Consider the following 12,659-nt stretch of genomic DNA (forward strand, 5'->3'; position numbering starts at 1 on the left):
TAGAACCTATGGGTTCTAACGATTTTAAGGAATCCCTGCAAACAGATTTGTTGCAGGGATTTCCTGCTTTTGAGCAAGGTGCGGTAGGCAGTTCTATTGAGTTGCCGGTTGCCCGTGTACTCGTTGAAACCCACGTACCTCATCTGGACAGGCTTTTTGACTACCTTGTACCTGAGGATTTGGCTAGCGTGGCGCAGCCAGGTGTGAGGGTTAAGGTTCCATTTGGCTCGCGCACTGTGCAAGGGTTCATCAGAGAACGCACAGCTGAATCTTCTTTGCCCGGTCGCCTGTTGCCTCTCAAACAAGTCATCTCACCGGTCCCGGTGGTGAGTACCGAGGTGTTTGAGATTGCTGATGAAGTAGCGTCGCGTTTTGCCGGAGTTACACAGGATGTATTGCGTTTAGCGGTGCCGGCCCGAATCGCACGAGCTGAAGACAAGTACATCAAGAAGGCACTAACTAGTCGTGAAGAAGAAATCGCGCCAGATAACAAGAGGTTTAGCTTAAAGAAATTCTTTGCGGAAGCTCCTGATATCGAGCCTTGCGAAACGAGCGGTTTTAACCTCTACAATAACGGACCAGAATTTATCGAAGATCTTCCGCATTCAGCCACTCGAGCAGTTATGACGGTGTTGCCTGCTAGCATGCAACAGCACAGCTGGGAAAATCTATTAGCTGCGGCTCTCGTGACAGCAGCGAACGCTGGTAAAGGTTCTATAGCCGTTGTACCTGAACAAAAATCTTTACAACGACTAAGCGATGCTTTGTCACTGTTAGTCCGTGAAGAACATTTTGTTCAGCTCACCGGCAATGATAAGCCTTCACAGAGGTACGAGAACTTTATGAAAGTTCGTACAGGGGAAGTCCGGATAGTTATTGGTACCAGGTCAGCTGCATACGCACCTGTCCACAACCTGGGTTTTGTGGCTTGTTGGGACGACGGCGATTCTAACCTTATTGAACGACGCGCCCCGTATTCTCATGCGCGTGATGTTTTGTTGTTGCGTGCTCAGCATAGTGATTGCGCGGCACTTTTCATGGGCTACTCCATGAGCAGCGAGAGCGCCCGCCTAGTTAAAACTCGTTGGGCTACCTATCTCGGCGCTGACCGCTCAGTAGTTCGCGACCATTCACCGCGCGTCCTATCTACCGGCGATGAGTACCAACTGGCGCGAGACCCTATGGCAGCTTTCGCGCGCATCCCTCAGGTTGCTTATCAGCTGGCTCAGCAGGCGCTGAAAAATGGACCAGTACTGGTTCAGGTGGCTCGTGCAGGCTATGTTCCATCGCTTGCTTGTCAGCGGTGTCGTATGCCGGCTCGTTGTCAGAATTGCCGTGGACCATTAAAAGTGACCGGACAATCCAGCGTGCCCGAATGCGGCTGGTGTGGTAGGGGAGCCCATCAGTGGAAATGTTCTGAGTGTGGATACGACAGGTGGCGTATGAGCGCCGTTGGAGCTTTACGTACTGCTGAAGAATTGGGTAGGGCTTTTCCTGACGTGCCCGTTATTTCCTCTAGCGGTGAGCATGTTCGAGCGGATATTGGTGCAGAACCAGCTTTAGTTGTCGCTACTCCCGGTGCTGAACCTGTGGCAGATGGCGGGTACAGCGCAACACTACTTCTTGATGCCGACCGCATGTATGCTCGAGATTCTTTGCGAGCCCCAGAAATGGCACTCAGACGCTGGCTAAATGCGGCTGCGCTGACTCGCCCCTTTGCTCAAGGCGGACGAGTGGTGTGTACGGCTCAAGAGTCCGTCGCCCTCCAAGCTTTAGTGCGCTGGGACCCTGTAGGTTTTGCTCTGGAAGAATTAGAGGAACGAGCACAACTCATGCTTCCGCCGGCGGTTCGGACTGCTGCCATTACCGGTGAAGAAGCTGCCGTCAAAGATTTTTTGGGTAAGCTCAATCTTCCTGAGGACGTGCGTGTGGTAGGACCTGCTATCTTAGAGAGCCCCGAAGGATTTTATGAGCAGGAGACTGATCAGGTGCTTTGGCGCGTTATTTTGTTTTTCAGCTACGCCCGGGCACATGACATTACCCCTGCATTGCGAGCGGCGCGGTCAGCTTCTTCTGCTCTAAAAATCCATTCACCGGTACAGATTCGCTGTGATGGCTTGGATATTCTCTAGCTTTCCTGGCTAGAGGTTTTTGAGTACTTCGAGGAGTTTTCGTGCGGATGCGTCCCACGAGTACTGGTTCGCGTCGTGCAGTCCTTCAATGATTTGCTTGTTTTGCAGAACTGGATCTTCGAGATCTCGGACTGCTTGGGCAAATTCGTGTGGATTGCGCGGGCTTGCGAAAAGTGCGTGCGGTGCTATTTCTTTGAAGATAGGTATGTCTGAGATGACGACAGGACAGCCGGATGCTTGTGCCTCCACTACGGGTAGGCCGTAGCCTTCGGCGCGTGTTGCGGTGATAAGGGCTGAGGCTTGTGAAAGTAGTTCGGTGTAGTGATGTTCTTCGACACCGTTATGAAAGATGACGTTGCTCGGCGCTTGTTGTTTAAGCCTGGCGTGGTCTGCAGGGTTGATGCGTGAGAGCAAGTGCAACCGGTAGTCGGGGAGATCTTTCATTGCTTGGATGAGGGTCTCTACGCCCTTATAAGGCATGAAGGACCCCATGTATAGAAGATCTTTCGTACGATGCGTGGCGACGGTAAGTGCTTCCTGCTCGCTGATGACCGATCCAGGCTGTGGAGCATTCGCTATCACATGGATCGGACGACGAGTGAGACGGTGTTGCTTAATGAGTTCTGCCGTAGTCCTACTCACTGTTGCTACAGCATCGGCCCTGTTGAGTAAAAATCGCTGCGGTAGGTACGACTTATGAAAGATGCGCCATCCGATTTGTACTGCCCGCGGCAGAAATGATGGGGGAGTAGGGTGCTCATAATAGATGAGGTCGTGCAGGGTCAGAACCACTTTAAATTTTCGCCCGAGAGTACCCATGGTTTGCATGGGTGAAAACACAACATCCGGCGAATATTTGTTCAGTTGTAAGGACGCCAGCGGCTCGAGCGGCCCCGTGGGAGAACAAATTTTGATGTGGGGCACGTTAGATAGCATTTTGAGTTGGGCATCATCGCTGATTGCCATGAGTAATTCGAAGTTCGCGGGAACGGCATCATCATTAGTATGTTGTAACCGTTGTAAAGCTTCAATGAGTGATGCTGTATAACGAGAAATGCCGTCATGCTGGGTGGTTCGGGTGTAACGCGCGTCCACAATAAGTTTCATGGTGCTAGTCCTCGATGAATTCTTTGATGAGTTGAGCTGCATGACGTGGTGTTTCGTAATGCACCAGATGACCAACCTGTTCGATGACGTCCATTCGAACCGTGGCAATTGAATCGCGCATAGCGGTGGCGGTTTTAAGTGTGCCCAAATCGTCATCTTCAGCAACAATCATCTGGGTTGGAGTCTGCAGAGCAGGGGCATAATAAGCTGCGGTTTCGCTAATAGATGTTTCATAAGCATCCAGTAGAGTTTGTCTGGAGCTAAATGCACCGAAGTAGGCGTCGTGCTGGCCATTGATAAAGGCACGTAATTCGGGGCTGGTTGTACGCATCATAAATTCACTACTTGCTCGTGTCACAATTTTTGACGTAAGCCAGAGAAAACCAAGCTTTTCCGGCAATTTTGTGCCCACTGAATAGTAGGCGGATGCCAAGCGAGATACCAGCTTTTGAGAACCTTCTAAAGCAGGCTCAGAAATAGGGTTGATGAGTGAAACCCTCGTGAAATTTTCAGGACGTACAACTGCAGCGTAGGTGCTGACGATAGACCCAAATGAATGCCCAACTAGGACAACGGAATCCTCGATTACTGTTTCTACAAATGCGTTGAGCCAGGCAGCGTAAGTAGAGAGATTATGCTGAGCATCAGATACAGATGAAGTTCGGCCAAACCCCGGCAGGTCAGGAATAATCACACAAAAATCATCGGAAAGGTACTGACCAATCAGAGCAAGTCCATGGTGATCACCCCGAAAACCGTGTACAAGAACCACCAGTGGATTGCATGTATCCCCATAAATCCAATAATGCGTTTGCGTGCCTAAGACCACCGCACTGTGCTCAGCTCCTCGAAGGATAGTATCCGGTACATTTTCAAAGGGGGGAGTCAACGGAACGCCTCTTCTCATCAAAGATTGCCAACAGCCATGAAATAGCTCCATAACAGCTTACAGGTTTGAGCAATACTGATGCCTTTTGGTATGTGAGCTAACGTTGAACCACCTCAGCATTTAGTGCAAAGACACGTTAGACTTGGTACAGAATTATTATGTTTTCCGTCAGATGCTTCTTGTGCATTTGTCAGGATGCGCAGGCACCAATAGACAGGATTTTTCAGTTGTCTCACGAGACAGAAACTAACGAAAAGTCATACGACTTCAAAGAAATTGAAGCGAAATGGCAGCCCTACTGGGAAGAAACTAATGTTTACGCTCCCACCAATGAGCCGGGCAAAGAACGTCGCTACGTACTAGACATGTTCCCGTACCCTTCAGGTGACCTTCACATGGGGCACGCTGAAGCATTTGTTATCGGCGACGTCAACGCGCGTTTTTGGCGTCAGCAGGGCATGGACGTTTTGCACCCCATCGGTTGGGACTCTTTCGGTTTGCCTGCGGAAAACGCGGCAATTAAAAACAATACCCACCCTAAAGAGTGGACCTACAAGAACATTGAAACCCAGGCGAACTCATTCAAGCGGTACGGAATCGCAGTTGATTGGTCCCGCCGCTTACACACCTCAGATCCTGAGTACTACAAGTGGACTCAGTGGTTGTTCCAGCAGTTCTACAAAAAGGGTCTTGCCTACCGCAAGTACTCAAAGGTGAACTGGTGCCCTAAGGATCAGACTGTTCTTGCCAACGAGCAGGTTGTTAACGGTGCCTGCGAGCGCTGCGGAACCACCGTCACTAAGAAGGATCTGAACCAGTGGTACTTCAAGATTACTGACTACGCGCAGGAGCTCCTTGATGACATGAAGCAACTTGAAGGTCACTGGCCTGAACGCGTCCTTGCGATGCAGAAGAACTGGATTGGTCGTTCTGAAGGTGCAGAGGTTAACTTCGTTGTTGCTGCCGGTGGTGGTAAAGATGAGACTTCAATTCCTGTCTTTACAACCCGTCCGGACACTCTGTACGGTGCTACTTTCTTTGTTGTAGCTGCTGATTCTCAGCTCGCAGTTGATTTGGTCGCTGAAGACCAGGTTGAGGCGTTGGAGAATTATCGTGAGCAGATTAAGGCTCTGAGCGACATTGAACGTCAGTCGACTGAGCGTGAGAAGACCGGTGTGTTTACCGGACGCTACGCTGTGAACCCTCTGACCGGCAAGGAGCTGCCGATTTGGGCTTCTGACTACGTGCTGTCTGATTACGGTACCGGCGCTATTATGGCTGTTCCTGCTCACGACCAGCGCGATCTTGATTTCGCTAAGAAGTTTGATATTCCCGTTGTCACCGTGGTGGAGACCGGGGAAGAGGATCCTGCAGAAACAGGTGTTGCCACCGCTGGTGAAGGCACTTTGATTAATTCAGGTGAGCTTACCGGTTTGTCGAAGGCTGAAGGTATCGCTAAAGCTATCGAAATCATTGAGAAAGCCGGCACCGGTGAAGGCAAGACGATCTTCCGTTTGCGTGACTGGTTGCTCTCTCGTCAGCGTTTCTGGGGTACCCCTATTCCCGTTATTCATTGTGAGAAGTGCGGTGAAGTGCTTGTTCCCGAGGAGCAGCTTCCCGTAACTTTGCCCGATAACCTTAAGGGCGAGGACTTGGCTCCTAAGGGGCAGTCACCTCTAGCGGCTGCTACCGAGTGGAATACCGTAGAGTGCCCTGAATGTGGCGGTGAAGCAAAGCGTGACTCAGACACCATGGATACTTTCGTGGATTCGTCATGGTACTTCTTGCGTTATGTTTCGCCCCAGTATGACGGCGGCCCCTTCGACCCAGAAGAAATGAAAAAATGGGGTCAGGTGGATATGTATGTCGGCGGTGTAGAGCACGCGATTTTGCACTTGTTGTACGCTCGTTTCTTCACCAAAGTTATTCGTGATCTTGGTTTGATTGAGCACAACGAGCCTTTCAAGGCACTCATGAACCAGGGCCAGGTACTCAACGAAGGCAAAGCCATGTCCAAGTCATTGGGCAACGGTGTTGATCTCGGTGAACAGTTGGACGCTTTTGGCGTGGATGCTGTTCGTACTACTATGGTGTTCGCATCCCCGCCCGAAGATGACGTCGACTGGGCAGATGTATCACCCGGTGGTGCATCAAAGTTCTTGGCACGTGCATGGCGTATTGCTAACGACGTAGAAGCCGAAGCGAACTCAGATATTACCCAGGGCGATGTATCGCTACGTCGTATCACACACCGCGCTTTGAACGATGTTACTCAGCTGGTAGAAACCGGTAAGTTCAACGTGGTTGTCGCTAAGACCATGGAACTTGTCAACGCAACCCGCAAGACCATTGATTCTGGCGCAGGTGCTACTGACCCAGCAGTACGTGAAGCTGCAGAAGCAATCGCAATTTTGCTCTCCCTGTATGCGCCTTATGTAGCCGAGGACATGTGGCACAACCTTGGCCACGATGAGCCTGTACTCACCGCAGGATGGCCAGAGATTGATGCGTCTTTGTTGGTTGATGACACCGTAGTTGCAGTTGTACAGGTCAAGGGCAAAGTTAAGGATCGCCTTGATGTTGCCAAGGACATCTCAGAAGCTGACCTTGAGAGGCTTGCGCTTGAGTCCGAAGCTATACAGCGTGCACTCAACGGAGCTGAAATCCGTAAGGTGATTGTTCGAGCACCCAAATTGGTTAACATCGTCATCTAGTTTCGGCTAGAACATGAAAAATGCGGGGATACGTATTTCACGTATCCCCACATTTTTTATGGCTTGATTCGCGCACGCTAGTATAAGGGTGTGAAGAAGATTGCTATCGTTACTGATTCTGCCTGTGCTTTGGATGCAGGTGAGATTAAAAAGTTTGAAGAATCTGGGCGTTTTGCTGTCGTCACTCTCGGCGTTCGCATCAACGACACAGATATTACCTCTACCCCAGATGTTGAAGAACGAATAGCGTTAGCTCATATTCAAGGCGAAGTTGTTCAGACGTCCTCTCCTTCGCCCGGTGATTTTCAGCGGGTTTATCAACAATTTGAAGCTGAAGGATTCGATGCGATTTTCTCAGTCCATCTCTCCGGGCAGCTTTCAGGTACAGTCAACGCGGCTCACGCCGCATCCCACCAGCTTGATCTGCCAATCCATGTCATTGATACCAAAACTGTAGCGATGGCTCAGGGAACAGTGGTACGCGAACTCATGCGTCTGACTGAAACTTACGACAATCTGGCCGTTTTGGTTGATGCAGCATACGAAATTAGTGAACGCACACGTCTCATTTTTTATGTGCCTACTTTAGATGCGCTACGAAAAGGCGGCCGCATACATCCGGCATTAGCTCGAGTAGGTCAGATGTTCCAAATCATGCCGGTAGCAACGGTTGAAGATGGTCGTTTGGTGTACCTTGAACGCCCACGCACCGCGTCGAGGGCTAAAGAGCGTCTTAAAGAAATTATTACCACTGAATGCCGAGAGCGATATCAGGTAGCAGGTAGCGATGATGAAATGCTTTTGGCAACCCAAGGACGCGTTGTCGCAGTACATTACTGTGGGAATAGAGCCGAAGCAGTAGATTTTGCTCGAGACATCAACTGCGATCAGGCCACCGTTTTGACCGCATTGCCAGTAGTTTTGTCAGCTCATACTGGTCTTGGTATCTTAGCAGTTGCCGTTTACTAATGTGGACACCCGTCTTTTGTGGACACAGCTTGTGTGGATAAGTCACTAAAAACCGGGTTTTATCCACATTTTCATATTTTCCCCAACATCCTGAGTGGGACGCATTTACTCTTGAGGCATGTACGAACCACATTCTCCTGAAACAGACGCTGAACCGGATGCTGTGACTCGGCTACTAGCCAAGCGGAGAGGCCGTGATACAACTGAACCAGATCAGTTTCCACGAAGTGCCATCAACTATGCCTACGAATTTGATCACGAAGATCGGCCTCAGCCTGAGCCACTTAAACATTCCGTAGTTCGTTGGCAACCGCCTTCCTTAAAATCTATCGCTGGCTTATTTATTCTTTTTGCCACGGTCATAGCTCTTAGTTTCCTGCTTTCGCATCAAGGATCCCAGGATGCTACAGTCGTGGCTACAGCAGAAGATGCGAAAACTTCAAACGAAGCGTCGGAGAACCCAGCACAAATCCCCACTACCTCAGCTACAGCATCACAGGTGACTTCCAACGGCACGGTAGTTGTTCACGTTGTTGGGCAGGTACATCAACCCGGTGTCTTTCAGTTGCCCCAAGGTTCTCGCGTCAACGATGCGGTAGAAAAAGCTGGGGGAGTAACGGCAGAAGCAGATACCTCTAAGGTCAACCTTGCTGCATCAGCGACCGATGGCGCCCAAATATATATTCCTGCGGTGGGGGAGCAAGTTGTAGGGCTACCCGTTGCGGCGAGCACTGCCGGTGTAAATCCCTCCGCCAGCTCCGGCACAGTTATCAATCTCAATACCGCAACATCCGAGCAACTTCAAGAGCTACCTAAAGTCGGACCTGCCACCGCTGAAAAAATCATTTCGTGGAGAGAAACTAACGGTGGATTCAGTTCGGTTGCTGATTTAGATAACGTTCCCGGCATCGGACCTGCGATGCTCGAGATGCTGACACCGCTAGTGACGGTGTAAACATGAAGTCAATCAAGGTGCAGAGGATCTGGAAGTCATTAGCTGCTTCATATTCAAAAGATCTCGAGGCAAGCTACCGGAAGAGAGCGCACGCCAGCATCACCGATACGCGGATGCTATTACCGGCTCTTGGTATTTGGGGTGCAACGTCCGGCATTATCATCTCCCCGGATCAGTTTTTGGGTTACATCTATCTAGTGTCGGCAGTGCTGATCTGTGCTATTGCCGCAAGAATGTTTTACACACCCGCTGAACAATACACCGGTCTAATCGTCTTAGCTTCAGGTATAACTCTTGCGCAGAGTTTGTTGTTAACTGCTACCCATCAGGTAGAGGCGTTCAAGGCAGCTAATGAGTGGAACAATTCATTTGTTGAAATCACCGGAACTGTGAGAACTGCTGAAAAAGGCGAAAATTCTCAAAGAATCATTGTTCAAGGGACAAAAATGAAAGCGCGCAATTTTCAAAGTCCTTTTGATCTACCTGTTTCTTTCACCACCTACGATAGCGCTGAAATGAAAGTAGGCGATACCATCTCGGTGCGCGGAACCTTGCAAGCGACAGGTAGCCACTACCGCATTATGCGACCGACCGCGACTCTTCAGCACAGGGGACAAGAACCCGCGACGTTGGCTTTTAAAACGAGAATGCGTGAGTACACCGAATCAAACCTTGACCAAGACGAAGCGGCCCTCGTTCTAGGAATGACCTACGGTGACGATTCCGGAATGAGCGATGAGACAGCGAATGATTTTAGAACCACCGGTCTAACGCATCTCACCGCGGTTTCCGGTGCAAATATAAGCCTGGTCTTTGTGTTAGGTTTCAGGGTGCTTCAGTATTTTAGGTGCCACCGCACTCTCAATATCATGATTTCAACTGGGGCTATAGTACTCTACGTGTCATTAGTAGGTGCTGAACCGTCAGTTCTGCGAGCCCTATGCATGGGTGTTCTAGGAGCCCTTGCACTCATCTCAGGCACAGGACGCTTTAGCGCACCCATGCTCTGGGTCGCTGTTATTGCGCTTTTGATGATAGAACCGCGTTATGCCCTCGATTATGGTTTTGCCCTATCTGTTATCGCTACTGCAGCTCTCATTATCCTGGCGCCAGCACTGGTCATAGTTTTTTCAACTGTTATGCCGCGTCTGATTTCGGAAATACTAGCGATTCCTATCTCTGCCTCGCTGTGGTGCGTTCCTGTGATGATTCTGATGGTGCAGTCCTACCAAACGTACTCCGTTCCAGCTAATATCATGGCAACATTCATTGTTGCACCGGTGACCATAATCGGTTTGCTCGCTACAGTAGCTATTTTTCTGCATCTAAACTCAGTTCCCAGCTTGGATGCACTCGTGCAGTTGCTCATACAATTAGCTGGAATGTGCTGTCGAGCTCTCATGAATATTGCCCACTGGGTATCCGGTTTACCACTGAGTGTCGTGCCCCTTGAACCATCGTGGAGAACAATGTCTCTCGCCCTAATAGTTATCGTATTGGTGACTATCTGCGGACTGAAGCTTAGAGGGCATCTTGAACGAACTGCCTTCTACACTGATAGAGGTCACGATGTCCATTCGTGGTAACCATAGAAGGATGCGTCGTCAACAGACCTGGTTTTTTTGGCTGATAATCACCGTGTTAGCTGGGTTCACAATTGGTCATGAATTGGGGACGCAACGTGTAACCGCGGCTCCTCATCAGTGGCAGATTGTGACCTGCGATGTTGGGCAGGGGAGCGCGTCCTTGATACATATCGACCATGACAGTGCAGTCCTCGTGGACGCTGGGGACGAGCCCGATAAGCTCCTAGGCTGCTTGAATTGGGCAGGAATATCGAAATTGGAAGGAATATTTTTGACCCATGAACACGAGGACCATGTCAAAGCCCTAGAAAGCGTTGAAAAATTTCGTGGTACACCCGTATACGTCTCAACTGTTTTTGAGCAGAAGCAACTGCCGTCAGGGTACACAAATTTGCAAAGGCAGCTACAAGGTCAGTCGTTAGGATTCACCGGTGACCAATGTAGCGTTGAAGCAAAGACGTTGAGTCCAGACGGTTTAACAGCACATCTAGAAGCATCGTACAACAATGACTCGTTGACAGAGCTACTCAATATCTCTTGCATCGAGGATCGAAATCTGACATATCTAGCCACCGGCGATCTAGAAAAACCGGGTGTGCAGAAGTTGCTATCGCAAAATCCAGATGTTCACGCTGATGTATTGGCTGTCCCTCATCACGGTTCGAAAGGCGCAGGCACAGCTTTACTGGAGGCCACGCATCCACAACTTGCGCTGATTTCAGCAGGCAAGAATAACGAATACGGTCACCCACACCAAGAAATTACTCAATATCTTGCCCAACATCATGTACCCACCGCGAGCACCATCGAGTCAGGGCACATCGCTACGTATGTAGAACAAGGAAGACTTATGATGGTTAGCTCTCATGCGCGCGGTAGGAGTTAGCGCTAGCGGGTTCATTTCGTTATGCTCTAATCGGACTATAAGACAAAAATGAGGTGCTGTCGTGGCTCGTGCAACAAACAATTCAGAAACCTATGCGTGGAAAACAGTGGGCCCAGCACCCGTCATCATGCTCTACGGATCAGAAGAGTTCTTTGCAAGTCGAGCACGAGATCGAATTCGCGCTGAATTTCGAAAAGCCAACGATGATGTTGAAGTTATTCAGTTGAACGCTAAAGATTACAAAACTGGTCAACTAATCGCCGAAACAAGCCCTTCGTTGTTCGGTGGCGCAAAGATTGTTGAAGTAGAAAATCTAGCGTCAATGAGCGATGCTTTTCTTGCAGACGCTTTGCAGTACGTGCAAACACCAGATACTGACTCAGTTGTAGTGATGATTCACAGCGGCGGTAACAAAGGTAAAAAGCTGATTGATACCGTCAAAAAATCGTCGCATCCCTTTATTGAAATCAAGCCGCTTAAGAAGGATTCCGAAAAACAGAATTTTGTTCACTACATGGTGAAAGATATGGGACGGCACATTCAACCGGATGCGGTAGAGATGCTGGTCTCGGCTGCTGGCAACGATATTTCGGAGTTAGCCTCCGCCTGCCAGCAATTGGTTAAGGACTCTGAAGGAACAATCGATCTCAAACTGGTCGATAAATACTACGGTCATCGGGTTGAGGTTACTGCCTTCAAAGTTTCTGATGCGGCTGTTTCAGGAAATCCGCGGGTAGCTATGAAACTTCTTCGCAATGCTCTAGATACAGGAGTTGAGCCTATTCCATTGGTAGGTGCTCTTGCCGCCCGCATGCGAAATATTTCGAAAGTGCATGGCGGCCGTTCAGCCAATGGAATACCGGGTATGGCTCCCTGGCAGGCTCAACAGGCACTGCGCGAATCACGCAGGTTCTCATCCGACGATATCGCTCGAATATTCACTGTATTAGCTGAAGCTGATGCAGCTCTGAAGGGGGAGTCCTCAACTCCCGAGTACGTTGTAGAGAAGGCAGTGCTTGCCATTGCAACCGATGGCAGGTAAAAACTTTAAATAAAAATGACCCCTCGTGATGAGGGGTCATTTTGCTTTTTAGAAGTTTCTAAAAAGCTACATAAGTAAAACTTATGCTGAAAGCTTGTTTACACGAGCTGCAAGGCCTGACTTCTTGTTAGCAGCGTTCTTCTTGTGCAGAACACCCTTTGAAACAGCCTTGTCAAGCTTGCGGCTTGCAGTGCGGAGCGCTTCGGTTGCTGCTTCAACGTTTGAAGCCTCTACAGCCTGGTTTACCTTACGGATGCTGGTCTTCAGATCAGACTTGATCGTGTTGTTACGCAGACGAGCCTTCTCGTTGGTAAGGATGCGCTTCTTCTGGGACTTGATGTTAGCCACTTGTATAACTTTCTGTTTGTCTAATTGGTCG

General features: G+C 49.7%; 10 protein-coding genes. 7 read left to right on the forward strand and 3 right to left on the reverse strand.

Going from position 1 to position 12,659, the window contains the following annotated elements:
* Positions 1–8: 8 nt before the first annotated feature.
* A complete protein-coding gene (locus IDM49_RS06175; protein ID WP_190723892.1) occupies positions 9–2,132 on the forward strand; it encodes a primosomal protein N' in 2,124 nt (707 codons plus the stop codon).
* 9 nt (positions 2,133–2,141) lie between these two features.
* Here the strand turns inward: IDM49_RS06175 and IDM49_RS06180 are convergent, their stop codons facing one another.
* Both IDM49_RS06180 and IDM49_RS06185 read right to left on the reverse strand, forming a co-directional pair.
* Positions 2,142–3,239, reverse strand: a complete 1,098-nt coding sequence (locus IDM49_RS06180) for a glycosyltransferase family 4 protein (RefSeq protein WP_190725440.1) — start codon at positions 3,237–3,239, stop codon at positions 2,142–2,144.
* A gap of 4 nt (positions 3,240–3,243) precedes the next feature.
* Complete coding sequence (locus IDM49_RS06185; RefSeq protein ID WP_228008020.1) at positions 3,244–4,128, reverse strand: alpha/beta fold hydrolase; 885 nt, start codon at positions 4,126–4,128, stop codon at positions 3,244–3,246.
* Between the two features lie 158 nt (positions 4,129–4,286).
* Between IDM49_RS06185 and leuS the strand changes: the two genes are divergently transcribed.
* From leuS to holA, 6 genes are all read left to right on the forward strand, one after another.
* Complete coding sequence (gene leuS / locus IDM49_RS06190; RefSeq protein WP_168613902.1) at positions 4,287–6,842, forward strand: leucine--tRNA ligase; 2,556 nt, start codon at positions 4,287–4,289, stop codon at positions 6,840–6,842.
* A 90-nt stretch (positions 6,843–6,932) separates the two neighbouring features.
* Positions 6,933–7,811: a DegV family protein gene (locus IDM49_RS06195; RefSeq protein ID WP_190723893.1), complete on the forward strand. Its 879-nt coding sequence runs from the start codon at positions 6,933–6,935 to the stop codon at positions 7,809–7,811.
* Between the two features lie 412 nt (positions 7,812–8,223).
* The gene (locus IDM49_RS12245; protein ID WP_228008022.1) at positions 8,224–8,766 is read left to right on the forward strand and encodes a helix-hairpin-helix domain-containing protein; all 543 of its coding nucleotides are present in this window, start codon (positions 8,224–8,226) and stop codon (positions 8,764–8,766) included.
* 2 nt (positions 8,767–8,768) lie between these two features.
* Complete coding sequence (locus IDM49_RS06205) at positions 8,769–10,352, forward strand: ComEC/Rec2 family competence protein (RefSeq protein ID WP_190723894.1); 1,584 nt, start codon at positions 8,769–8,771, stop codon at positions 10,350–10,352.
* Positions 10,336–11,238, forward strand: a complete 903-nt coding sequence (locus tag IDM49_RS06210) for a ComEC/Rec2 family competence protein (protein WP_190723895.1) — start codon at positions 10,336–10,338, stop codon at positions 11,236–11,238. The genes IDM49_RS06205 and IDM49_RS06210 overlap by 17 nt, the downstream gene beginning before the upstream one ends.
* Positions 11,239–11,299: 61 nt before the next feature.
* Positions 11,300–12,280 (forward strand): DNA polymerase III subunit delta, encoded by a 981-nt coding sequence (gene holA / locus IDM49_RS06215; RefSeq protein WP_228008023.1) that lies wholly within the window; start codon positions 11,300–11,302, stop codon positions 12,278–12,280.
* An 81-nt stretch (positions 12,281–12,361) separates the two neighbouring features.
* Here the strand turns inward: holA and rpsT are convergent, their stop codons facing one another.
* Positions 12,362–12,628 (reverse strand): 30S ribosomal protein S20, encoded by a 267-nt coding sequence (gene rpsT / locus IDM49_RS06220; protein WP_168613907.1) that lies wholly within the window; start codon positions 12,626–12,628, stop codon positions 12,362–12,364.
* Positions 12,629–12,659: the final 31 nt, after the last annotated feature.

Origin of the sequence: Rothia terrae (assembly GCF_014705925.2) — a bacterium.
GTDB lineage: Bacteria > Actinomycetota > Actinomycetes > Actinomycetales > Micrococcaceae > Rothia > Rothia terrae.

Excerpts from the sequence above, each read along its gene's own strand:
- IDM49_RS06210 (WP_190723895.1), top strand. The coding sequence starts at position 10,336 with ATGTCCATTCGTGGTAACCATAGAAGGATGCGTCGTCAACAGACCTGG.
- IDM49_RS06205 (WP_190723894.1), top strand. The coding sequence starts at position 8,769 with ATGAAGTCAATCAAGGTGCAGAGGATCTGGAAGTCATTAGCTGCTTCA.
- IDM49_RS06175 (WP_190723892.1), top strand. The coding sequence starts at position 9 with ATGGGTTCTAACGATTTTAAGGAATCCCTGCAAACAGATTTGTTGCAG.
- leuS (WP_168613902.1), top strand. The coding sequence starts at position 4,287 with ATGTTTTCCGTCAGATGCTTCTTGTGCATTTGTCAGGATGCGCAGGCA.
- IDM49_RS06180 (WP_190725440.1), bottom strand. The coding sequence starts at position 3,239 with ATGAAACTTATTGTGGACGCGCGTTACACCCGAACCACCCAGCATGAC.